Raw genomic sequence first — 20,943 nt, 5'->3', positions numbered from 1 at the left:
CGCTAACAATTTCGAGGAGGCGCGCAACGGAACCTCCGCAAGGAGAGCCATCTGCTGCCTTGGTTCGTTGCGCGCCGCGTACGCCGCCTGCTTGCGCCGGCACCGTACGATCCGTGATCAGAACATTCTGGCGGTGGCCATGCAGAGCACGGTGAGAACCAGCAGCCAGGCGGCGATTCGCTCGCCTTGGGCCATCTTCGCGCGCAGGGCAGGTTCGGTGGCCGCGTCGGCGCCAACAAGCTGCGTGCTGGTGCGGCGGACCATGGCGCTGAGCACTCCAGCCGCGGCGAAAGCGGCAACGATGCCGAGGGCCAGCACCATTTCCATCGAGCCGAAATAGGCACCATGGAAAAAATACCAGAGCAGCGCACCGGTGAGAAACACCATGCCGGCCGCTCCCATTTGCGGTCCAATGAAGCGTTCAGCCCGGATCTCGGGGTCGCGCGCCAGCGTGATGGTGGTGCCGGCCCAGAACACCCCCGCCATGACGTGAAGACCGATGGTGATGATGTAGACATATTGCATACCAGCTCTCCTCTCTTGCCCGCCGTCGCCTAAATAGTTAGATATCTAACTGTTAGATGTCAATGTATAAATGAGTGCCAGTTCCATCCGTGCAAAACACCGTCTAGTGTCTTGCCATGACGCCCTTTGAACGCCCGCCGGTTGGCATGAATCTCGGCCGCACCGCCAAGCTTGTTGCACAGGCCTTCGACACCGCGTTGGTTGAAGCGGGCGGCACGTTGCCCGTCTGGCTTACTCTGCTGTCGGTCAAATCGAGCGAGCTAGCCAACCAGCGCGAGCTCGCCGGAATGATCGGCATACAGGGAGCGACGCTCACCCATCATCTAAACGCGATGGAGGCGCAAGGATTGCTGACGCGCCGCCGCGATCCCGTCAACCGCCGGGTCCATCTGGTCGAATTGACAGAGGCCGGAGAAGCGATGTTCGAGACACTGCGCAAGGCGGCGCTTGCCTTCGACAAGCGGCTGCGCGTGGGCCTGTCAGACGACAGGCTGGCGGAGTTTGCGCAAGTGCTGGCGACCTTGCGGGCCAACGTGGAAAGCTGACGATGTCCAAGGCGCGCCGCGTGAATCTCTTCGACACTACGCGCTGTAGGAAAGCCGGATCACCGCCTCAGTCGTCATAACTCTGGATTGTCCCAAAGGCATAGCCGCGCTGCTTCAGCGCGGTAATCAGCATGGCCAGTTTCGTCTTGCCGTCGAAGCCGTCCTGGAACATCTCGTCATGCATGAGCAGGATCATCTTTCCGTGCTTGACGAAGCGGCCATAGCCGAACAGGTGATCGATCTCGCTGACCAGGTGGTCGACGCTCTGCACCGGCTTGCCTGTGTCGTCATGCACCCACTCATGGTCCCAGCCATAGAGATAGAAGCCGGAAGCGGCGACGAATTCGTAGTCCGGCTCCTCCCGGCCTTCCTGCGCAAGGCCGAGCGAGGTGTCGTTCTTCGACATTGAGGGCAGTCTGAACACGTCGCGCCCAGGCAGCCTCGCATGAACCTCCGGAGCGAGCCCGAGCACGGCGTTGGCCCGCAGCATGTCTGCCACCACGCCTTCCGTATCGGCATAGAAATGTTGGTAGCGGTTGTTGGCGTGGCTGTAGCTGTGATTGCCGACCGTCACCAGCGGCAGAGCTTTTGCGCGTCTGACTAATGCCTTGTTGCCCGCGCTCGCCTGCGCATGCATGCCGACCATGAACAACGTCGCCGGCACCTGCTGCGCTTCCAGCACGTCGAGGATGTTGCTGGTGCCGTTCAGCGGTCCGTCATCGAAAGTCAGATAGATGGTGCGATCCACTGCATAAGCGGGAAATGCGGCGAGCATGGTCAGCAAAGCAAGCAGAAGCGGCATCGGGACTACCCGTTTGCGATCGTCACAGGGCGCCATCTCGGTGATGAGTCGTCAAGCGCGGGTGAGGGCTGCCTACGCCAGGCTTCCCTGCAGCACCGTTAGCCTGGCCTTCTTCGGCATGCGGGCGCTCAGCCAGTCACGGGCTTTGTCCTGCGGCATCGGGAAGGCGATGGAGTAGCCCTGCACCTGGTCGCATCCGATGGCCATCAGTGAATCGAGTTCGGCTTCGGTCTCGGCGCCCTCCGCGACGATCGAGATACCAAGGCCGCGCGCGAGCTCGGTGATGGCGCGCACGATCTTGGAGTTGTCACCGTTCTCATGGATGTTCTGGACGAAGCGGCGATCGATCTTCAGCCGGTCGATCTCGTTGGGATTGACGTGGCTGAGCGATGCGTAACCGGTGCCGAAATCGTCGAGCTCAAGATGAACGCCGGCGGCCCTGATATGGCGTAGCTTTGCCGCGATGCCTGTCTTCTCGTCATCGAGAATGACGGATTCGACGATTTCCAGCGACAGTTTCTGCGGCGGCAGGCCGGCCTTCTCAAGCGTCTCGAACAGGAAAGCATCGAAGTCGTGCTCGCGCAATTCGGTTCCGGATACGTTGACCGCAAGTCGTCCGAAAGCAATGCCGTCGCGGTTCCATTCGGCGGCTTCGTTGATCGCCTTGCTGATGACGATGCGGCCGATATCAGGCATGAAACCGCATTTCTCGGCGACGGGAATGAATTCGCCAGGCGAGATCATGCCGCGCTCGGCATGGTTCCAGCGCACCAGCGCCTCGATGCCACTGATCGTGCCGTCGCTCAGTGAAACCTGCGGCTGGAAATAGACCTGGAATGCCTGCTGTGAAATGGCAACCTTGATGTCGTGCTCGAGTTGCTTGCGATAATCGAGTTCGCGACGCAATTCCTCGGAGAAGAACGAGAAATTGCCGCCGCCCATCTTCTTGGCGGAGTAAAGCGCCAGATCGGCGTGAACCAGCAGGTCCTGGGCGTTGTCGGCGTCGATCGGATAGACGGCGATGCCGCCGCTGGCGCCCGGTAGAATGGTCGTGCCCTGGAAGACGATCGGCTCGTTGATGTGCGCAAGAATGCGCCGTGCCAGCATGTTGATGTCTTCGCTGCCGCCGGCGCCGTTGAGGATCATCACGAACTCGTCGCCACCGAGGCGCACGCACAGATCCGACGCCCGACAGGAATCGCGCATGCGCTGGGCCGTGATGACCAGCACATAGTCGCCGGCGGCGTGGCCGAGCGTGTCGTTGATCTGCTTGAACCGGTCGAGATCAAGCTGCACCACCGCAAGACGTTCGCGCCGACGATGCGCGCTCTTGATCAGCGTGTCGAAATGGTCGGTCAGGAATGTGCGGTTGTGCAGACCTGTCAGCCCGTCATGAACGGCGATGAAGGCCATCGAATTGCGCGCATCGACGAGTTCGCGCGTCTTGCGCAGGATCGCGTTTGACATGGGCCGGAAGATGAACAGCGCCACCAGAACGATGACGCCGATCGTGGCGTAAAACAGCGTGCGGTGCAGATCGAGCATCTTTTCGGATCGTTCGTCGGCGAAAGCGCTGATGCGCTGGCCCAGCGCCGAATAGCCCGACAATGTTGCGTTGGCGACCGAGGCGTCGAGGGTGACGCGCTCGTAACCGCCCTTGTAGCCGCCATTGTCGCCGAGTGCGAGTTGGGACGAGAAGGCCGATACCAGGCGTTCGCCATTGGCGACCAGCCCGACGGAAAAATAGTCGAGATGGAAAGGCTTGCCGAAAAGGACGTTCTCGATCGTCTTCGGATCGAGCCTGGCCGGCGACTTTGGATCGGCGGCCGTCTGCTTGAGCAGCAGGTCATAGTTGGTTTCGAACTCCGCCGTCGCCTGCTTGAGCGCGTTGACGAGCGCCGGCTGCTTGTCGCGCGAAGCAGCACCGGTCGCACCGGCGAGGAAGACGATGCGCTGCGACAGCGTCTTTTGCGTGCTGACGATATCGAGCAGCGTATGGTTGTGCCGTTGGGTGGCCATCACCTGCTGCAGCAGGATGAAGGAAGCCACCACCATGGCGGCGATGATCAGCAGCGCCAGCCAATAACCAGCCTTGATCAGCAGTATGAGCTTGCCTGAAACGGTTTGCACCGGCTGCTGCGACATCTTGGGGGGCGGCCCTCTCGCCAACGGATTCCTGTATGAGCATCATTGAACTGCAAACATTAACAGGACTGGAAATCGACAGCTGGCCGACAAGGGGAAAGGCTTAAAGGTCGCGAAATGGTTATCGGCCTCTTTCGCGGCCGGTCCGCATTTGAACATTCGCCGGCCCATGTGATCCGGATCGTCCCTCGAGCCATGCCTGCGGCATCCGTTCGACATTACCCAGCCACCTGATCCGGTCGCTTTTGCGGTGGATTTTTTGTGCGTGCGGGACGACAGTCGGCCCACGTCAAACGAGGCACGATCATGACCGCAGCATTTCTCTCCCATATCGACGGCGAACTTGAGGGGCTCAGATCGGCCGGACTGTACAAGTCCGAGCGGGTAATTTCCTCCACGCAGTCGGCTGAGATCGAGGTCGGCGGCGAGAAGGTGCTGAATTTCTGCGCCAACAACTATCTCGGCCTCGCCGACAGCCCCGACCTGCGCGAGGCGGCAAAGCACGCGCTCGACCGCTACGGCTACGGCATGGCTTCGGTGCGTTTCATCTGCGGCACGCAGGAGGAGCACAAGCAGTTGGAAGCGACGATATCGTCCTTCCTCGGGATGGACGACACCGTCCTCTACGGCTCCTGCTTCGATGCCAATGGTGGACTGTTCGAGACGCTTCTGGGCGAGGAGGACGCGATCATCTCCGATGCGCTGAACCACGCCTCCATCATCGACGGGGTCAGGCTGTCCAAGACCAAGCGCTTCCGCTACGCCAACAACGATATGGCGGATCTCGAGGCGCGGCTGAAGGAGGCGAAGGATTGCCGGTTCCGGCTGATCGCCACCGACGGCGTGTTCTCGATGGATGGCATCATCGCCAATCTCGCGGGTGTGTGCGATCTGGCCGAAAAATACGATGCCATGGTCATGGTCGACGACAGTCACGCGGTCGGCTTCGTCGGCAGGAACGGCCGCGGCTCGGCTGAGCATTGCGGCGTCGAGGGCAGGGTCGACATCATCACCGGTACGCTCGGCAAGGCGCTGGGCGGCGCTTCCGGCGGCTACACGTCCGGCAAGAAACAGGTGGTCGACTGGCTGCGCCAGCGCTCGCGGCCCTATCTGTTTTCCAACACGCTGATGCCGGCGATCGCCGGCGCCTCGATCAGAGTGTTCGACATGATCCGCAATGGCGATGCCCTGCGCGAGCGCCTATATGCCAATGCGGAACGGTTTCGGACACAGATGGGGAAGCTCGGCTTCACGCTGGCAGGCGCCGGCCATCCGATCATCCCGGTCATGCTGGGCGATGCCAGCTTGGCGCAGGAGATGGCGGCGCGCATGCTGCAACGCGGCATCTATGTCATCGGCTTCTCCTTCCCGGTGGTGCCCAAGGGCCAGGCGCGCATCCGCACGCAGATGTCGGCTGCGCATTCCAGCGCCGACATTGATCGGGCGGTCGAGGCTTTCGGTGCGGTTGGCAAGGAACTAGGTGTGATTTCCTGAGCGACCGGCGCCGCAAACCGCTTCCGGATCAAGAGATTCAAGGGACAAAAGAATGTCGAACATGATGAAGGCGCTGGTGAAGGCCAAGGCCGAGCCGGGCATCTGGATGGAAGAGGTGCCGGTGCCGGAAATCGGCCCCAACGACGTCCTGATCAAGGTGAAGAAGACCGCGATCTGCGGCACCGACGTCCACATCTACAATTGGGACCAGTGGGCGCAGAAGACGGTGCCCGTGCCGATGGTGACCGGCCATGAATTCGTCGGCACCGTCGCGGATTTCGGCGCCGCGGTCACCGAATACAAGGTCGGCCAACGCGTGTCTGGCGAAGGCCACATCGTCTGCGGACATTGCCGCAACTGCCGCGCGGGCAGGGGGCATCTGTGCCGCAACACGCTCGGCGTCGGCGTCAATCGCCCGGGCGCCTTCGGCGAGTACCTGGCGATCCCACAGCACAATGTCGTGCCGATCCCCGACGATGTGCCGGACGAGATCGCCGCGATCTTCGATCCCCTGGGCAATGCGGTTCACACCGCATTGTCATTCGATCTGGTCGGCGAGGACGTGCTGGTCACCGGCGCCGGACCGATCGGCATCATGGGCGCGCTGGTGGCGCAATGCGTCGGCGCCAGGAAGGTCGTTATCACCGATATCAATCCGGTTCGGCTGGATCTTGCGCGCAAGCTTGGCGTCCAGCACGTCGTCGACGCCTCCAAGGAAAAACTGCGCGACGTGATGCCGGCGCTCGGCATGACGGAGGGTTTTGATGTCGGCCTGGAAATGTCGGGGGCAGCCCCCGCCTTCCGCGACATGATCGACACCATGAACAATGGCGGCAAGATCGCCATCCTCGGCATTGCGCCGACCGGGTTCGAGATCGACTGGAACAAGGTCATCTTCAAGATGCTGCATCTCAAGGGCATCTATGGCCGCGAGATGTTCGAGACCTGGTACAAGATGATCGCGCTGGTCCAGGGCCCGCTCGACGTCTCAGGCCTGATCACGCACCGCATCGGCATCGATGATTTCCAGGTTGGATTCGACGCGATGCGCAGCGGCAGTTCGGGCAAGGTGGTGATGGACTGGTGATCGATGCGCCGGGAGTCTCAGGCTTCGAGGCTGGCGATGCTAGGGTCGCCTGGTTTTCAGCCATCGCACCTGTCGCCATGCGCGCCGCAACGCAGTTGCGGCGGCGCCGATGGCAATGGCGGCGAGCGCAAGCGTCAAGACTTCGTTGTGGCCATTCCAAAGGAATTCTCCGGTAGATAGCAGTGCCGCGACGGTTGCGACTGCCATGCGATGTGGCTTGGCCATCGGTCCGGTGAAATCGCTCGGCGTCTCGTTGGCCCGCCCCAATTCCCGCACATAGGCGGTGAGAACCGAAAAACAGGCCGCTGCCCAGCCAAGGCCAGGCATGCCGATGCCGTAACCTATGCCGGCCATGATGGCGATATCGGCGAGCCTGTCCGGGAACTCGTTCCAGAACGGCCCGTCGGCCGACGCCTTGCCGCCCTCGACGGCGACCATGCCATCGAACAGATTGCACAGCAGCCGCAGTTGGCAAAACAGCGCCGCGCCCAGCAACAGCAGCGAACGAGAAGTGCCGCCGCTCTGCCCGCCAAGCCAGAAAGCCGTGCCTGCCAGCGCGCCGGCGAGGATACTGGCCTGCGAAATCTGGTTGGGGGTCACGGAGAGTGCGGCGAGACGTCTGGCCGTCGCTTGTGCCCAGCGCGTGTCGCGGCTTGCAAGTGGTCTGCGATCGCCCGTGTTCATCACTGCCTCATCCCGGTGACCAGAAATAACGAGTGAGATGGAAGAAGATCGGAGCGGAGAAAACCACCGAATCCAGCCGATCTATCAGGCCGCCATGGCCGTCGATCAGATGGCCCCAATCCTTCACGCCGCGGTCACGTTTGATGGCGGACATCACAAGGCCGCCGAAAAAACCCATCAGCGTGATCAGGAAGGCCATCGCGCCCGCCTGAAGCGGAGAGAACGGCGTGATCCACCACAGGCCAGCGCCGATGAGGCTGGCGCTTGCAACGCCGCCGAGGAAACCTTCAAGCGTCTTGGACGGCGAAAGCTTTGGTGCGATCTTCGTATGCCCGATCGCCTTTCCCCAGATGTATTGCAGTACGTCGCTCAATTGCACGACGATGACAAGGAAGGCTATCAGAAGCACATTGCGACCCTCGTAGCCGGGAATATGCAACGTCAGAAGAGCCGGGACGTGGGAGGCGCAGAAAACGCAGATCATCAACGCCCATTGCACCTCGGCAATTCGAACGAGGAAGTGCTGGGTGTCGCCCCGTGTGGCTGAGATGATTGGCATCAACAGGAAGGCGTAGACCGGGATGAAAACAGAAAAGATCCCGTAGTCCTCGATCCAGAGCAGCACATACTGTACCGGCAGCACGACGAAAAACGCCGTGGCCAGCGCCCAGTGGTCGGCACGCCGGGTGTTGGTCAGCGTCACGAATTCGCGAAGTGCGGCGAAGGAACAGAAGCCGAAGAGAAGCAGGACGCCGATCCGCCCGGCGATGAATGCTATGGCGATGAGGATCGCCATTACCCACCAGGCATTGATACGGGCGTTGAGGTTCTCGATGGCTGGGTTGGAGCCTTCTGGCGACAGCCGTCGCTCCAGGATATGCCCCACGAAAGAGGCCACGAGCAGGATCCCGCAGACGCCGAGCACGAGAACCATCATATCGAATTGGGTTGAGCTCATTCCGCTGCCTTTTTCGGTGCCAGCGCCAGCAGCGCCCCACGTGCCCGCTCGAGGAACATATCCTTGCTCTCGCCATCAGCCAGGTTCATTGGCTCGCCGAACGTCACGGTGCAGATCAGCGGGATAGGCACGAATTCCCCTTTCGGCATCACCCGGTTGAGATTGGCGATCCATACCGGCACCAACTCGAAATCCGGGTGCGATGCCGCTAAATGGAACAGGCCGGACTTGAATGGCTGCAAGGACGCGTCGGATTGGTTGCGCGTGCCTTCCGGGAAGAGAATGAGCGAAGAGCCTTCCCTCATCGCCTCTCCCATGCTTTCGACAGGATCCATCGTGCGTCCATCGCGATTGCGCTCGATCAGGACGGCATTGAAAACGTCACGGCCGATGAAGGCTCGGACTTTTGATTTCAGCCAGTAGTCGGCACCCGCTACGGGACGCACCCGCCGCCGCAGGCGCGGCGGCAGAACAGCCCAGATCAAGATGAAATCGCCATGGCTGGAATGATTGGCAAAGAAGATCGAGCGACGCCGAGGCAATCTGCCTTCATGCCAAAACGGCCGCACAGCGGTGATGGCTCTGGCAAACAGCAAGACGACCACGGCCACCGGCCTCGCGAGCAGCGACTTCATCCTTCCCCCCAATTCGCCCGTCGATGATCACCGGCTTACATACAGCGCTGAAAATCCGCCACCGAGCAAGCAGCGATCGAAAATGACCGCCAGACAGTCTCTGCTTCAAGGCGCAGTCGCGTCGAGCCACCGTCTCATATTCTATCTGCCGATAGCCGCTATCTCAGACCCAACGCGCTTTCCAATGACGCAACGCCTTTGACGATGGAGGCTTGCTGGTCGGCGCTCAGCTGGGCCAGCAGCTCCCGTTCGAAAGCCTTTGCCAGTGGCACCATCTCGCTATAGGCCGCAAGTCCGGCTCTGGTCAGCGCCAGGTGCTCGACGCGGCGATCGTTCTCGTCAGTGGTTCGGATGAGCCAGCGGCGACGCTCAAGCTCCGCCACGGCACGCGAAACCTTTGTCTTGTGCATCGCCGACTGCGCGCCGAGTTCCGTCGCGGTCATTGTGCCGCGCTGGCCAAGCCCCGAAAGCGTACGCCATTCCGGCCGTGTGAGGCCGTGACGCTCCTTGTAGATCCGAGAGAATTCGCGGCTCAGCGCATCGGCCAGCCGATACAGCCGGTAGGGCAGAAAGCTTTCGAGTTCCAGGATTTCGGATTCCATGACCAGCCATCGAGAAATGCCCGCGCACGGCATTGATAGTTACATTTTGGATGGTTACAAATGAAACCAATTTGGTCAAGCATTCGCGAGGAGGAAGCGATGGCCTTTTCCTACATGCCGGGTTTCGGTAACGATTTCGAAACCGAAAGCCTGCCGGGTTCGCTGCCGCACGGGCGTAATTCACCGCAGCGGCCGGCCTACGGCCTCTATGCCGAGCAGCTCTCCGGTTCGCCCTTCACCGCGCCGCGCGGCACCAATGAGCGCTCCTGGCTTTACCGCATCAGGCCGAGCGTCAGACATACCGGGCGCTTCAAGTCGGTGAGCTATCCCTTCTGGAAAAGTGCGCCCAATGTCGGCGATCATGAGCTGGCGCTCGGCCAGTATCGCTGGAGCCCGGTGCCGATGCCGAAGGAGCCGACTGACTTCATCGCCGGCATGCGCTCGATCACCACCGCCGGCGACGTGCTTGGGCAGACCGGCATGGCGGCGCATGTCTATGTCGCCAACAGGTCGATGGTCGACGACCATTTCTTCAACGCCGACGGCGAGTTGCTGGTGGTGCCGCAGGTGGGCGCCTTGCGCTTCGTCACCGAGATGGGAGTCATCGAGCTCAGGCCCGGCGAGATCGCGGTCCTGCCGCGCGGCCTCGTCTTCAAGGTCGAACTGGTCGATGCCGAAGTGCGCGGCTATGTCTGCGAGAACTACGGCGCCAAGCTGACGATGCCCGACCGCGGCCCGATCGGCGCCAACTGCCTGGCCAATCCGCGCGATTTCAAGACGCCCTGCGCCTGGTTTGAGGAGAAGGAGACGCACTGCCGGCTGATCGTCAAATGGTGCGGACATTTTCATGTCACGGAAATCGGCCATTCGCCCCTCGATGTTGTGGCGTGGCACGGCAACTATGCACCCTATAAATATGATCTGGCGGCGTTTTCGCCGGTTGGTGCGATCCTCTTTGACCACCCCGATCCGTCGATTTTCACGGTGCTGACGGCGCCGAGCGGCGAGGAGGGCACCGCCAACATCGATTTCGTCATCTTTCCGCCGCGCTGGCTGGTGGCGGAGGATACGTTCCGCCCGCCCTGGTATCACCGCAACATCATGAGCGAGTTCATGGGGCTGATTCACGGCCAGTACGACGCCAAGGAAGAAGGGTTCGTTCCCGGCGGCATCAGTCTGCACAATCTGATGCTGGCCCATGGCCCGGATGCACCTGGCTTCGAAAAGGCCTCGCGCGCGGATCTGAAGCCCGTCAAGCTCGACAACACCATGGCCTTCATGTTCGAGACCCGGTTCCCGCAGATGCTGACCCGCTACGCTGCCGAACTCGACACCAGGCAGGACAATTACATCGACTGCTGGGCCGATCTGAAGAAGCGCTTCAATGGCACGCCCGAGGGCGATTGGTCCTGAATGGATCGCTGCCGTCGGAAAACTGCCTTCAGGAAAGTTGAGCCGGCGGCTTGACGATCGCCCATAACAGCTTTGTTGTGGGCCAAGCGGCGCAAGGCCGCGTCAGGAGAGGAAACCGCATGAAGCTTGCTACATTGAAGAACGGGACGCGCGACGGAAAGCTCGTCGTCGTCTCGCGCGATCTTACACGCTTCACCGACGCCTCCTTCCTGGTGCCGACGCTGCAGGCGGCGCTCGACGATTGGCGGCGGATTTCGCCGCATTTGGCCGCAATGGCGGAGTCGCTCGAGAGCAATGCGGTGCCGTCGGCGCGCTTTCACGAACATAATGCCCATTCGCCGCTGCCGCGCGCCTATCAATGGGCTGACGGTTCGGCCTATGTGAACCATGTCGAGCTGGTGCGAAAAGCACGCGGCGCCGAAATGCCGGCAAGCTTCTGGACCGACCCGCTGATCTATCAGGGCGGCTCCGACAGCTTCATCCCGCCGCGAGACCCGATCCGCACGGCCGACGAGGCCTTTGGCATCGACATGGAGGCGGAAGTCGCGGTCGTTGTCGATGATGTGCCGATGGGCGCTGGCCTTGAAAAAGCGCGGGAGGCGATTCGCCTGGTGATGCTGGTCAACGACGTGACGCTGCGTGCCATTACCGGACCGGAACTCGCCAAGGGGTTCGGCTTCTTTCAATCCAAGCCGTCCTCGGCCTTCTCGCCGGTCGCGGTGACGTCGGACGAGTTGGGCGAGGCCTGGGATGGCGGCAAGGTCAGCCTGCCGCTGCTTGCCGACCTCAACGGCAAACCTTTCGGCCGGGCGAATGCCGGCGTCGACATGACGTTCGATTTCCCTGCGCTCATCGTGCACGCGGCGAAAACACGGCCGCTGGCGGCCGGCACCATCATCGGCTCCGGCACCGTCTCCAACAAGCTCGGCGGTGAGCCTGGCAAACCTGTCTCGGCCGGCGGCGCTGGCTATTCCTGCATCGCTGAACTGCGCATGATCGAGACCATCGAGAGCGGCGAGCCGAAGACGCCGTTTCTGCGTTTCGGCGACACGGTGCGCATAGAGATGAAGGACAAGGCCGGGCATTCGATCTTCGGCGCCATCGAGCAGACGGTCGAGAAATATGAAGGGTGAGAGCGCAAGAAGTTGAAGGATGAACCTGCTTGATCATCTGCGCCGAATGGCCCGCAACAACCGCTGGTCGAACGACCGGCTCTACCGCGCCGTGCTTATGCTGGGGCCTGGTGAATTCGAAGCCAATCGCATCAGCTTCTTCCCGTCGATAAGGGCGACGCTCAACCACATCCTTGCGGTCGATCTTCTCTATCTCGATTTTCTGGAGCAGGGCGGTATCGGCGCCGCGGTGTACGATGATTTCGTGCCGTTCGATAACGCAGCCGATTTGTCAGTGGCCCAGATCAAGTTCGACCGCAGGCTGATCACCTTCTGCGATGCCTTGTTGGAAGCCGACCTCGACCGCCATGTCATCACTGACCGGCGTGGAGACGGCATGATCCCGGAAAAGATCGGCGATATCCTCGCCCATGTTTTCCTGCATGACATCCACCATCGCGGCCAGGTGCACGCGATGCTGTCCGGCACGTCGGTCGCGCCGCCGCAACTCGACGAGTTCCTGCTCGATTATGATTTGAAGCTGAGGCAGGAGGAGGTTGGACGGCTGGGTTTGTGAGACCACTGCTTATGTCAGGGCGACGTCGTAGCGGGCGAAATGCGGGTCGGATGTCATGATGGTTAGTTTGTCCATTTGCGCCTGCGCAATCAGTAGTCTGTCGAATGGATCGCCATGGTGGTGGGGTAGGCCAGCGACAGCGTTCGCATGCTGGAAGGTGACGGCGAGCGGCTGAAATTGCATCCTTGGAAGCAGTGTTGGCAGATCATCCGGCGCATCGAGTTTTCTGATTGAGCGCTTGATGGCAATTTCCCAGACGCTTGCCGCGCTGGCGAACACCACCGCTTCCGAAGCCAGGATGGCGCGGTAGTGCTTGCTGAGACGTCGATCGTCCGAAATCGACCAAAGGATGATATGTGTATCGGCGAGAAACGGGCCGATCATCATTTGACGTACTCGTCCCATTCGGGGCCGAGTTCGTCAAAATCGTCCGCAATCCAGATCTTGCCTTTCAACGCGCCGATACGCGGCAAGGGTTCCGCCGTTGCCGGAGGCACGATACGCGCAGCTACCTTGCCGTGACGCGTGAGTACAATCTCTTCACCGGCTTCCGCGCGGCTGACGAGTTCCGACAATTTGGCCTTGGCCTCGGCGATGGAAACATTCATGGCTCGATCCTTTGTGACCATAATTTAGGTCATAATTTATCGAACCGCAAGCCGCCGGTCGGGATCGATCTACTCCGCGGCCTGCACCTTGATCACGCCGCGCTTGATCTGGTCCTGCTCGATCGATTCGAACAGTGCGCGGAAATTTCCTTCGCCAAAGCCTTCGTCGCCCTTGCGCTGGATGAATTCGAAGAAGATTGGTCCGATCAGGGTCTTGGAGAAGATCTGCAAGAGGATCTTCGTCGTGCCGCCGTCGACCACGCCTTCACCGTCGATCAAAATGCCATGCTTCTTCATGCGTTCGAGCGGCTCGTCATGGCCGCTCACGCGTGCATGCGACATCTCGTAATAGGTCTCCGGCGGGCCGGGCATGAATTTCAGCCCGTTGGCGGCAAGCTTGTCGGTGGCCTCGTAGATCGCGTCGGTGCCCACCGCTATGTGCTGGATGCCCTCGCCATTGTACTTCTTCAGATATTCGGCGATCTGGCTGGTGTCGTCCTTGGACTCGTTGAGCGGAATGCGGATCTTGCCGCAGGGCGAGGTGATCGCCCGGCTGACCAGCCCGGTGATCTTGCCGTCGATGTCGAAGAAATGGATCTGCTTGAAGCCAAACAGGTCGCGGTAGAAATCCCACCATTTGTCCATGTTGCCGCGGTAGACATTATGCGTGAGGTGGTCGAGGAAATAGAAGCCGACGCCTTCCGGCCTGGGGTCGCGTTTGCCCAGCCATTCGAATTCGGCATCATAGGCCGAACCCCTCTCGCCATAGGTTTCGATGAAGTAGAGCAGCGAGCCGCCGATGCCAACGATCGCCGGCACGTCAAGCGTCTTGTCGGCGCCTTCGTAAGGCGTGGCTCCTTTCGATACCGCGTGTTCGAAGGCATGCTTGGCGTCCACGACCCGCCACGCCATCGAGGAGGCGCATGGGCCATGCTTGTCGACGAACTTCATCGCATGCGAGCTGGGCTCGGCGTTGACGACATAGTTGATGTCGCCTTGCCGCCAGACGGTGATGTCCTTCGTGCGATGCCTGGCCACGGCTACGTAGCCCATGCGGGTGAACAACTCGGCCAGCTTCCGCGGCTCCGGATGCGCGAATTCGACGAACTCGAAACCGTCGGTGCCGGCGGGGTTGGTCTTGCTGATCTTGGCGGGCGGGGCGTCGTGCGGGAAGGGACCCATGATAATCCTCCGGAAGCTGGCTTGGCCTGCATAGGCCATCTCAACTCATCATAGCGCGGGCAGGTCGCACGGTGCTTGCATTCAAACGCTTGAAATGTTTATCTGATGCATGAAATGTGCATGGTTTTTGGAAGTATCATGAATGATACGCGTCTTGATCAGTTTGATCGCAAGATATTGGCGCTGTTGCAGTGTGACGCACGGCTCACCAACAACGACCTTTCGGAGCGGGTGAACCTCTCGGCCTCGCAATGCTCGCGCCGCCGCCAGCGGCTTGAGGAGGACGGCTATATCAAGGGCTATCGCGCCGTGCTTGACCGCGACCGGCTGGGCTTTTCGCTGGTCAACGTCATCTCGGTGACCTTGGCCACTCACAACCGCGACAATGCGCGGCGCTTCGGCGAACTGGTGGCGCGGCTGCCCGAAGTGCAGGAGGCGCACGCGCTGACCGGCGAAATGGATTATATCCTGAAGGTGGTTACGCCCGACCTGAAATCATTGTCGGAGTTCGTCAATGGCGTGCTCTTGCCCCACGAATCTGTGCAGCACGTCAAGACGGCGATTGTGCTCGAGACGCTCAAGGAGACGGGCGCGCTGCCAATCTAACCCTTCGACTGCTGAATCAGCCCATAGAGATTGGTGCAGCGGGCGCCGGAACGGCAGTAGGCGAACACCGGGCCTTCCAGCTCGTCGAGCGCTTGTCCCTGGTCCTCGACATTCTCCGCCGTGATCTGGCCGCTGATGACGGGGATGTAGCGGAAGGCAAGCCCGGCAGCCTCGACTGCGGCCTTGAGCGTGTCGGCCGAAGGCTGGCCGGGCTGCTCGTCGTCCGGCCGGTTGCAGATCACGCTCTTGAAGCCGGCTGCCTTGATGGCGGCGACGTCCTCGGGCTGGATCTGGCCCGAGACCGAATAGTCCTCGCTGATCTCGCGGTATTCCATTGTGGTGTCCTCGCAATCTGGTTGGGCAGTCTTGCCACTCCCCGGCACGGCCGGCAATCCACGCCGAGGGATTTCTCTGCCAAATAGCGAGTGCTGACCGGAAAATCCAACCGGGCCGCGAGGGCCCGGTTGGGTCGGAGCGGCTCAACTGCCGAGGATCGCGCCTTTGATCTGCGTGATGTTGTTGTGCATCATGTCGACATAGGTCGAGGCCGGGCCTTCGGGCTGCGACAGCGCGTCGGAATAGAGCGTGCCGCCGACCTTGATGCCGGTCTCGCTGGCGATCTGCTCGATCAGGCGCGGATTGGTGATGTTCTCGACGAAGATCGCCGCCGCTTTGTCCTGCTTGACCTGCTCGACCAGCTTGGCGACGTCGGCGGCCGACGGTTCGGAATCCGTCGAGACGCCCTCCGGCGCTAGGAAGGTCAGGCCGTATTCGTGCTCGAAATAGCCGAACGCGTCATGCGAGGTGATGACAACGCGTTTTGCCTCGGGGATGGACTGGATCGCCGCCTTCACTTCACCTTCGAGCGCGTCGAGCTTCTTTGTGTAAGCCGCGGCGTTGGTCTGGTAGCTGACGCAGCCATCATTGTCGGCCGCGCAGAACGCTTCGGCAATGTTCTTCACATAGATCTTGGCGTTGGCGATCGACTGGAAGGCATGTGGGTCGGTGACCGTCTTGCCGCCGCCGGTACCCGCGCCCTCCGCCGCGTCCGCATCGGCGAATTCCGGTTTGAAGTCGATCGCCGCCACGCCCTTGGTCAGGGTGACGATCGAGGCCTTAGTGGCGCTGGCATCGACCAGCCGCTGTAGAAAGCCCTCGAAATGCAGGCCGTTGACCAGCACCAGATCGGCGCCCGCCATGGCTACCGCATCAGCCGGGCTCGGCTCGTAGACATGCGCATCGCCGTCGGGTCCCACGATGGTGGTGATGTTGACGCGGTCGCCGCCAACATTCCTGGCGAAATCAGCAATGACGGTAAAACTTGCGACCACTTTCAAGGGCGCCGCAAAGGCCGACGACGCGTCGAGAGCAGTTAATGTTATAACGCTCATCGTAAGGGCGGCGCGGATCGATTTCAACATGGGCGGTCTCCTTGGAGGCTGGGGTGGATCAGGCCGTCCGATGACGGTGATGGATGATGCGGGCGCGCAGCGCGCCGCGTGTGCCGAACAGGATCGAGGCGAAATAGACGACGCCTGCCGACAGGATGATCGCCGGGCCTGAGGGCAGCGAGGCGTGGTAGGACAGAAGCAGTCCGGCGATGCAGGAGGCAAAGCCGATCAGCACGGCCAGCACGCACATCGGTTCGACGCGCACGGTCCAGAAACGGGCCGCGGCGGCCGGCAGCATCATCAGTCCGACCGACAGAAGCGTGCCCAGCGCCTGGAAGCCGCCAACGAGGTTGAGCACGACGAGGCCGAGGAAAATGAAATGCACCGGACTGCCCCACCGGCTGACCGAGCGCAGGAACAGCGGGTCGAGGCATTCGGCGACCAAGGCCCGCCAGAAGACGGCGAGACTGGCAAGCGTCACCAGCACGATGCCGCCGATCAGCGTCAGCGCTTCATCGTTGAGCGCCAGCACCGTACCGAACAGCACATGCATGAGGTCGACGCTGGAGCCACGGACCGAAACCATCAGCACGCCGACGGCGAGCGAAATCAGGTAGAAGGCGGCCATCGAGGCGTCTTCGCGCTGGATGGTGAATCGCGAGACGGCGCCCGCGCCGAGTGCAACGACGATGCCGGCGATCAGGCCGCCAATGGTCATCGGCAGGATTTCCAGCCCGTAAAGCAGGAAGCCGGCGGCGGCGCCCGGCAGGATCGCGTGCGCCATGGCGTCACCCGAGAGGCTCATGCGCCGCAACATCAGGAACACGCCGACCGGACAGGCGCCGAGCGACAGCATCAACGAGCCGAACAGCGCCCGCTGCATGAAGGCGAAATCGGCGAAAGGCGCGATGAAGAGTTCGTAGAAGACGTTCATCATGCAGCCCTTGGTCCGGCGCCATGATGGTGGTGACGATCCTGTGCATGGGCAGGCTCATCATGATTGTGATCATGTCCGTCATGGTCATGATCGGGTCCGCCCGGCTCGCACCATGGCGCGTTCTCTTCCCACGCTTCATGGAAGCGCCTGGCCCGCAGGAGATTCTCAGGCCGCAGCGTCTCCTTCGTCTCGCCCCAGGCGACAGGCTGGCGGGCCAGCAGCAGCGTTTCGGGAAAATTCTGCCGGACAAGGTCGAGGTCGTGGACGACGACCATGATTGTGCGTTCCTCGCCATGCCAGCGCTTGATCAGCGCAATAAGATCGCCCATCGTCTTTGCATCGACGGCGTTGAACGGCTCGTCGAGCAGGATTAGATCCGCATCCTGCAACAGCACGCGGGCAAACAAGGTGCGCTGCAACTGGCCGCCCGACAGCGTGTCGATCGGGCGGGTCTCGAAGCCGCCAAGGCCGACCGCCATCAACGCCTCGCTGACGGATTGGCGATCCTCCTTGGTATGGCGGCCGAGCAGCCCGCGTTTCGGCCACAGGCCGAGCGAGACCAGATCGACGACCCGGGCCGGAAAGCTGCGGTCGAGTTCCGACTGCTGCGGCAGATAGGCGGCGCGCACGCCAGGCGCCCGCGTCACAGCGCCGGCCATCGGCTTCAGCACGCCGACGATACCCTTCATCAACGTCGACTTGCCCGAACCATTGGCGCCAACGACGGCGGTCAGCGAGCCTTTGCGTATGATGCCGTCCAGATGATGGATCGCCGGATGGCTGTTATAGCCAAGCGTCAGGTCACGGAATGTCAGGCAGGTTTCGGTCATTTGACGGTCCGTGGGGCGGTAGTGCGGCTGCCGGGCAGCGCCGATTGGATATGTGATGTTATTACATTAGTCAACAAGCCAATCGAGCGGAATTGTGGCTGCCGGCTCAACTTGCCGTGACCCTCCGGCGCTGCTGGTCCAAGGGGATTTGGAACGCTCGGCCTTGCCCGAAGCCGGTGCCAACTCTAAAGAGGCGCGACCACAAAGGAAGGAAACCTCCCATGAGCATTCGTCGCATCGATGTTGGCCCGCGCATGAGCCAGATCGTCATTCACGGCAATACCGTCTATCTGGCCGGCCAGGTCGGAGAGCCGGGCGGCAATGTCGCCTCGCAGACCCGCGATATTCTGGCGACGATCGACGAATTGCTGGCCAAGGCCGGCACCGACAAGACCAAGATCGTCCAGGCGATCATCTGGCTGGCCGACATGGGCACCTTCGCCGAGATGAACTCGGAATGGGACAAGTGGGTGCCGCAGGGCCACACACCCGCACGCGCCACCGGCGAAGCCAAGCTCGCCGGTCCGGAATATCTGGTCGAGATCATTATCACCGCGGCGATCTGAGGCGCTGCGCTTTCCCTTCTCCCCTTCCTTGCGAGGCAAAAAGGGGAGAAGGGAAGAGATGCTATCCGTGTGACGGCGTGAATCTTGCCACCAACGTGTGGCTCTCGGCTGCATAGGTGAAGCGCACATGGGTGACCGGGTGCTCGGCGCTCCATGTCCGGCGCTCGACCACAAGACAGGCCGCGCTCAGGTCGATGTCGAGGGCATCGGCAACACGCTCGTCGGCGGCAACAGCACGAATGCGATGCTCGGCCTCGCTCCATGGCACACGGCCGATCAGCCACGGGCCCGGTGCAATGTCGAGGAACTCTTCCTCGCCGGCTTCCGTGACGGCGGAGAGATTGATCAGCCGCTCTTCGAGCGCGAACGGTCGCTCTCCGGCGAAATGCAGGCATTCCAGCGATAGTACCCAACCCGAGGCAGAAAGCCCGAGCAGCGACCGGTCTTGCGCGCTGCTGCGCCGCTTCAGGCGCGCCAGCCGCTCATAGCGATAGGGCAGGCCGAGCGCTTCGACCTCGATCCTGATGTCGTGGATTTCCAGCACCGCCGCTTGCGATTGCGGCTGACGCACGAAGCTGCCTGAGCGCCGGCGGCGTTCGATCAGTCCTGACTTGGCAAGCTGCGACAGTGCTTTGTTCACCGTCATGCGCGAGCAATCATATTCGGTCGTCAGCTCGTGCTCGAACGGGATGCGATGCCCCGGCGCCCAGGCGCCGGACAGGATTTTCTCGCTTATGTCGGACAGGATACGCTGATGCAGCGACACCGTCTCGCCGCCCTCCGTCTCCGCTGTCGCCACCATGCTCATGGGCTGTCCCTGATCAGCCTGCCGAAAGCGCGGTCATGACATTGCGGAAACGCGCCGCGATGGCGTCGCGCCTGGCGTGCCTGCCGCCGCTGACTTGCTTTTGGCCGTGCACCCAGACGCAATCGATCTTGGTGCCGTTGGCGAAGATCCAGGCGTCGAGGATCGCGTCTCCGGCCTTGCCGGCAAGCGAAGCCTGGCTGTGGTCGAGCGAGACGAGATCGGCGGATGCGCCAATGGCGATCCGCGAGGCGCCGGCGCCAAGGGCGACGCTGCCGCCGTCAAGCGCTGCGTCGAACAGCGCGCGGCCGGTCGAGCCGCCGGCGACCGCCAGCACGTTGCGGGCGCGGTGGGCAAGACGCTGCGAATATTCGAGTTGCCGAAGCTCGTCCGGCAGGCCGATCAGCACGTTGGAATCGGAGCCCACGCCGAAGCGGCCGCCATGTTGCGCGAACAGCGGCGCCGCAAAAATGCCATCACCGAGATTGGCTTCGGTGATCGGGCACAGCCCCGCGATCGCGCCGCTTTTTGCCATCGCCATGGTCTCGGCATCGGTCATATGGGTGGCATGGATCAGGCACCAGCGCCGGTCGACATTGGCATGGCCAAGCAGAAACTCGACTGGACGCGCGCCCGACCAGGCAATGCAGTCCTCGACCTCCTTCACTTGTTCCGCGACGTGGATGTGGATCGGTCCGTCCGGCGTCATCGCAGCGACTTGTCGCAACTCCTCGACCGTCGCCGCACGCAAACTATGGGGGGCGACGCCGATGACCGCTTGATTCAAGGCGCGAACGCATTCGCGACTTTTCTCAACCAGGCGTGAGAACCGGTTAACATCATTGAGGAATCTGCGCTGACCTTCGTTGGGAGCCGCGCCGCCGAAAGAAGAGTGTGCATAGAAGACCGGCAGCAGCGTCAAGCCTATGCCGGTTTCTGCGGCGGCGGCCGCGATGCGCTCGGCCATTTCGGCAATGTTGGCGTAGGGCTTTCCGTCGCGGTCGTGATGCAGATAATGAAATTCGCCCACACGCGAAAAGCCGGCCTCCAGCATCTCGACATAGAGCTGGGCGGCTACCGCCTCGACCTGGTCGGGCGTCATCGACAGCGCGAAACGGTACATCACCTCGCGCCAACTCCAGAAACTGTCGGCCGACGGGCCGCGCAACTCGGCAAGTCCGGCCATGCCGCGCTGGAACGCGTGGCTATGCAGGTTGGGCATGCCCGGCAGGACGATGGCGTGGCGCTCGTCGCCGGTGTTCGGCGCAACCCCGGCGTCGATTGCCGCAACGCGGCCTCCGCCCAGGGCGATGCGCACATTGCTTCGCCAGCCTTCCGGCAGAAGCGCCTGTTCCGCAAAGATCGCCGTCACGTTGTTCTCCGAATCCTGGCTTATGATGACAATAGCACTTGCGGTGCTTTTTAATATGTATATACAT

Annotated in this window: 24 protein-coding genes; 8 read left to right on the top strand and 16 right to left on the bottom strand. The window is 61.8% G+C overall.

The window, feature by feature from the left end; translation table 11 throughout:
- Positions 1–117: 117 nt before the first annotated feature.
- Complete coding sequence (locus FJ946_RS00805) at positions 118–525, bottom strand: hypothetical protein (protein ID WP_140560537.1); 408 nt, start codon at positions 523–525, stop codon at positions 118–120.
- 146 nt (positions 526–671) lie between these two features.
- Here FJ946_RS00805 and FJ946_RS00800 point away from each other — a divergent pair, with 146 nt between their 5' ends.
- Positions 672–1,070 carry a MarR family winged helix-turn-helix transcriptional regulator gene (locus tag FJ946_RS00800; protein WP_224655784.1) on the top strand — a complete coding sequence of 133 codons (399 nt, stop codon included), beginning with the start codon at positions 672–674 and terminating at the stop codon, positions 1,068–1,070.
- Positions 1,071–1,137: 67 nt separating this feature from the next.
- Here the strand turns inward: FJ946_RS00800 and FJ946_RS00795 are convergent, their stop codons facing one another.
- Complete coding sequence (locus FJ946_RS00795) at positions 1,138–1,872, bottom strand: polysaccharide deacetylase family protein (RefSeq protein ID WP_140515589.1); 735 nt, start codon at positions 1,870–1,872, stop codon at positions 1,138–1,140.
- A 72-nt stretch (positions 1,873–1,944) separates the two neighbouring features.
- Complete coding sequence (locus tag FJ946_RS00790; RefSeq protein ID WP_140494180.1) at positions 1,945–4,017, bottom strand: EAL domain-containing protein; 2,073 nt, start codon at positions 4,015–4,017, stop codon at positions 1,945–1,947.
- Between the two features lie 306 nt (positions 4,018–4,323).
- Here FJ946_RS00790 and FJ946_RS00785 point away from each other — a divergent pair, with 306 nt between their 5' ends.
- Both FJ946_RS00785 and tdh read left to right on the top strand, forming a co-directional pair.
- Positions 4,324–5,511 carry a glycine C-acetyltransferase gene (locus FJ946_RS00785; protein ID WP_140565147.1) on the top strand — a complete coding sequence of 396 codons (1,188 nt, stop codon included), beginning with the start codon at positions 4,324–4,326 and terminating at the stop codon, positions 5,509–5,511.
- A gap of 52 nt (positions 5,512–5,563) precedes the next feature.
- Positions 5,564–6,598: an L-threonine 3-dehydrogenase gene (gene tdh, locus FJ946_RS00780; RefSeq protein ID WP_140549151.1), complete on the top strand. Its 1,035-nt coding sequence runs from the start codon at positions 5,564–5,566 to the stop codon at positions 6,596–6,598.
- Positions 6,599–6,637: 39 nt separating this feature from the next.
- Here the strand turns inward: tdh and FJ946_RS00775 are convergent, their stop codons facing one another.
- The 4 genes from FJ946_RS00775 to FJ946_RS00760 form a co-directional block, all read right to left on the bottom strand.
- A complete protein-coding gene (locus FJ946_RS00775; protein ID WP_181165122.1) occupies positions 6,638–7,285 on the bottom strand; it encodes a CDP-alcohol phosphatidyltransferase family protein in 648 nt (215 codons plus the stop codon).
- A 4-nt stretch (positions 7,286–7,289) separates the two neighbouring features.
- Complete coding sequence (locus FJ946_RS00770; RefSeq protein WP_140494172.1) at positions 7,290–8,240, bottom strand: phosphatidate cytidylyltransferase; 951 nt, start codon at positions 8,238–8,240, stop codon at positions 7,290–7,292.
- The gene (locus FJ946_RS00765) at positions 8,237–8,875 is read right to left on the bottom strand and encodes a lysophospholipid acyltransferase family protein (RefSeq protein WP_140565149.1); all 639 of its coding nucleotides are present in this window, start codon (positions 8,873–8,875) and stop codon (positions 8,237–8,239) included. Before FJ946_RS00765 ends, FJ946_RS00770 begins: the two co-directional genes overlap by 4 nt.
- A 158-nt stretch (positions 8,876–9,033) precedes the next feature.
- Positions 9,034–9,477: a MarR family transcriptional regulator gene (locus tag FJ946_RS00760; protein ID WP_140494170.1), complete on the bottom strand. Its 444-nt coding sequence runs from the start codon at positions 9,475–9,477 to the stop codon at positions 9,034–9,036.
- A 99-nt stretch (positions 9,478–9,576) separates the two neighbouring features.
- Here FJ946_RS00760 and hmgA point away from each other — a divergent pair, with 99 nt between their 5' ends.
- From hmgA to FJ946_RS00745, 3 genes are all read left to right on the top strand, one after another.
- Positions 9,577–10,890 carry a homogentisate 1,2-dioxygenase gene (gene hmgA, locus FJ946_RS00755; RefSeq protein WP_140565151.1) on the top strand — a complete coding sequence of 438 codons (1,314 nt, stop codon included), beginning with the start codon at positions 9,577–9,579 and terminating at the stop codon, positions 10,888–10,890.
- 119 nt (positions 10,891–11,009) lie between these two features.
- On the top strand, positions 11,010–12,023 hold the full coding sequence (locus FJ946_RS00750) for a fumarylacetoacetate hydrolase family protein (protein WP_140565153.1): 1,014 nt from the start codon (positions 11,010–11,012) through the stop codon (positions 12,021–12,023).
- A gap of 19 nt (positions 12,024–12,042) precedes the next feature.
- Positions 12,043–12,579, top strand: a complete 537-nt coding sequence (locus FJ946_RS00745; RefSeq protein WP_140494164.1) for a DinB family protein — start codon at positions 12,043–12,045, stop codon at positions 12,577–12,579.
- A gap of 9 nt (positions 12,580–12,588) precedes the next feature.
- Here FJ946_RS00745 and FJ946_RS00740 read toward each other — a convergent pair whose 3' ends face one another.
- The 3 genes from FJ946_RS00740 to hppD all read right to left on the bottom strand — a co-directional run bounded on the left by FJ946_RS00740 (position 12,589) and on the right by hppD (position 14,369).
- Positions 12,589–12,966, bottom strand: a complete 378-nt coding sequence (locus tag FJ946_RS00740) for a type II toxin-antitoxin system VapC family toxin (RefSeq protein ID WP_140494162.1) — start codon at positions 12,964–12,966, stop codon at positions 12,589–12,591.
- Positions 12,963–13,187 carry a type II toxin-antitoxin system prevent-host-death family antitoxin gene (locus tag FJ946_RS00735; RefSeq protein WP_140557060.1) on the bottom strand — a complete coding sequence of 75 codons (225 nt, stop codon included), beginning with the start codon at positions 13,185–13,187 and terminating at the stop codon, positions 12,963–12,965. Before FJ946_RS00735 ends, FJ946_RS00740 begins: the two co-directional genes overlap by 4 nt.
- Positions 13,188–13,256: 69 nt before the next feature.
- A complete protein-coding gene (gene hppD, locus FJ946_RS00730) occupies positions 13,257–14,369 on the bottom strand; it encodes a 4-hydroxyphenylpyruvate dioxygenase (protein ID WP_140565155.1) in 1,113 nt (370 codons plus the stop codon).
- 138 nt (positions 14,370–14,507) lie between these two features.
- Between hppD and FJ946_RS00725 the strand changes: the two genes are divergently transcribed.
- Positions 14,508–14,975 (top strand): Lrp/AsnC family transcriptional regulator, encoded by a 468-nt coding sequence (locus FJ946_RS00725; protein ID WP_140494158.1) that lies wholly within the window; start codon positions 14,508–14,510, stop codon positions 14,973–14,975.
- On the opposite strand, the gene FJ946_RS00720 is transcribed toward FJ946_RS00725, so the two are convergent.
- The 4 genes from FJ946_RS00720 to aztA all read right to left on the bottom strand — a co-directional run bounded on the left by FJ946_RS00720 (position 14,972) and on the right by aztA (position 18,133).
- Complete coding sequence (locus FJ946_RS00720) at positions 14,972–15,310, bottom strand: TIGR01244 family sulfur transferase (protein WP_140494156.1); 339 nt, start codon at positions 15,308–15,310, stop codon at positions 14,972–14,974. The genes FJ946_RS00725 and FJ946_RS00720 overlap by 4 nt on opposite strands.
- A 144-nt stretch (positions 15,311–15,454) precedes the next feature.
- A complete protein-coding gene (gene aztC / locus FJ946_RS00715; RefSeq protein ID WP_140565156.1) occupies positions 15,455–16,396 on the bottom strand; it encodes a zinc ABC transporter substrate-binding protein AztC in 942 nt (313 codons plus the stop codon).
- Positions 16,397–16,424: 28 nt separating this feature from the next.
- Entirely contained in the window at positions 16,425–17,300 is an 876-nt protein-coding gene (gene aztB, locus FJ946_RS00710) for a zinc ABC transporter permease AztB (RefSeq protein WP_140515812.1), read from the bottom strand.
- A complete protein-coding gene (gene aztA / locus FJ946_RS00705) occupies positions 17,300–18,133 on the bottom strand; it encodes a zinc ABC transporter ATP-binding protein AztA (RefSeq protein ID WP_140494152.1) in 834 nt (277 codons plus the stop codon). Before aztA ends, aztB begins: the two co-directional genes overlap by 1 nt.
- Before the next feature lie 221 nt (positions 18,134–18,354).
- On the opposite strand from aztA, the gene FJ946_RS00700 reads away from it, so the two are divergent.
- A complete protein-coding gene (locus FJ946_RS00700; RefSeq protein ID WP_056562755.1) occupies positions 18,355–18,699 on the top strand; it encodes a RidA family protein in 345 nt (114 codons plus the stop codon).
- A 61-nt stretch (positions 18,700–18,760) separates the two neighbouring features.
- Here FJ946_RS00700 and hutC read toward each other — a convergent pair whose 3' ends face one another.
- Positions 18,761–19,507: a histidine utilization repressor gene (gene hutC / locus FJ946_RS00695; RefSeq protein ID WP_140521715.1), complete on the bottom strand. Its 747-nt coding sequence runs from the start codon at positions 19,505–19,507 to the stop codon at positions 18,761–18,763.
- 13 nt (positions 19,508–19,520) lie between these two features.
- Complete coding sequence (locus FJ946_RS00690; RefSeq protein ID WP_140565158.1) at positions 19,521–20,876, bottom strand: formimidoylglutamate deiminase; 1,356 nt, start codon at positions 20,874–20,876, stop codon at positions 19,521–19,523.
- Positions 20,877–20,943: the final 67 nt, after the last annotated feature.

The sequence above is a fragment of the Mesorhizobium sp. B2-4-7 genome (assembly GCF_006442685.1).
GTDB lineage: Bacteria > Pseudomonadota > Alphaproteobacteria > Rhizobiales > Rhizobiaceae > Mesorhizobium.
The sequence above is the reverse complement of the archived record's forward strand: the minus strand, read 5'-3'. Positions and strand labels throughout refer to the sequence as shown.

Coding starts and splice junctions, on each gene's coding strand:
- FJ946_RS00740 (WP_140494162.1), bottom strand. CDS start 12,966: ATGATGATCGGCCCGTTTCTCGCCGATACACATATCATCCTTTGGTCG.
- FJ946_RS00805 (WP_140560537.1), bottom strand. CDS start 525: ATGCAATATGTCTACATCATCACCATCGGTCTTCACGTCATGGCGGGG.
- hutC (WP_140521715.1), bottom strand. CDS start 19,507: ATGAGCATGGTGGCGACAGCGGAGACGGAGGGCGGCGAGACGGTGTCG.
- FJ946_RS00760 (WP_140494170.1), bottom strand. CDS start 9,477: ATGGAATCCGAAATCCTGGAACTCGAAAGCTTTCTGCCCTACCGGCTG.
- FJ946_RS00725 (WP_140494158.1), top strand. CDS start 14,508: ATGAATGATACGCGTCTTGATCAGTTTGATCGCAAGATATTGGCGCTG.
- FJ946_RS00795 (WP_140515589.1), bottom strand. CDS start 1,872: ATGCCGCTTCTGCTTGCTTTGCTGACCATGCTCGCCGCATTTCCCGCT.
- FJ946_RS00770 (WP_140494172.1), bottom strand. CDS start 8,240: ATGAGCTCAACCCAATTCGATATGATGGTTCTCGTGCTCGGCGTCTGC.
- aztB (WP_140515812.1), bottom strand. CDS start 17,300: ATGAACGTCTTCTACGAACTCTTCATCGCGCCTTTCGCCGATTTCGCC.
- FJ946_RS00750 (WP_140565153.1), top strand. CDS start 11,010: ATGAAGCTTGCTACATTGAAGAACGGGACGCGCGACGGAAAGCTCGTC.
- FJ946_RS00720 (WP_140494156.1), bottom strand. CDS start 15,310: ATGGAATACCGCGAGATCAGCGAGGACTATTCGGTCTCGGGCCAGATC.
- FJ946_RS00800 (WP_224655784.1), top strand. CDS start 672: ATGAATCTCGGCCGCACCGCCAAGCTTGTTGCACAGGCCTTCGACACC.
- FJ946_RS00785 (WP_140565147.1), top strand. CDS start 4,324: ATGACCGCAGCATTTCTCTCCCATATCGACGGCGAACTTGAGGGGCTC.
- tdh (WP_140549151.1), top strand. CDS start 5,564: ATGTCGAACATGATGAAGGCGCTGGTGAAGGCCAAGGCCGAGCCGGGC.
- FJ946_RS00735 (WP_140557060.1), bottom strand. CDS start 13,187: ATGAATGTTTCCATCGCCGAGGCCAAGGCCAAATTGTCGGAACTCGTC.
- FJ946_RS00765 (WP_140565149.1), bottom strand. CDS start 8,875: ATGAAGTCGCTGCTCGCGAGGCCGGTGGCCGTGGTCGTCTTGCTGTTT.
- FJ946_RS00745 (WP_140494164.1), top strand. CDS start 12,043: ATGAACCTGCTTGATCATCTGCGCCGAATGGCCCGCAACAACCGCTGG.
- FJ946_RS00700 (WP_056562755.1), top strand. CDS start 18,355: ATGAGCATTCGTCGCATCGATGTTGGCCCGCGCATGAGCCAGATCGTC.
- hmgA (WP_140565151.1), top strand. CDS start 9,577: ATGGCCTTTTCCTACATGCCGGGTTTCGGTAACGATTTCGAAACCGAA.
- FJ946_RS00790 (WP_140494180.1), bottom strand. CDS start 4,017: ATGTCGCAGCAGCCGGTGCAAACCGTTTCAGGCAAGCTCATACTGCTG.
- aztC (WP_140565156.1), bottom strand. CDS start 16,396: ATGTTGAAATCGATCCGCGCCGCCCTTACGATGAGCGTTATAACATTA.
- hppD (WP_140565155.1), bottom strand. CDS start 14,369: ATGGGTCCCTTCCCGCACGACGCCCCGCCCGCCAAGATCAGCAAGACC.
- aztA (WP_140494152.1), bottom strand. CDS start 18,133: ATGACCGAAACCTGCCTGACATTCCGTGACCTGACGCTTGGCTATAAC.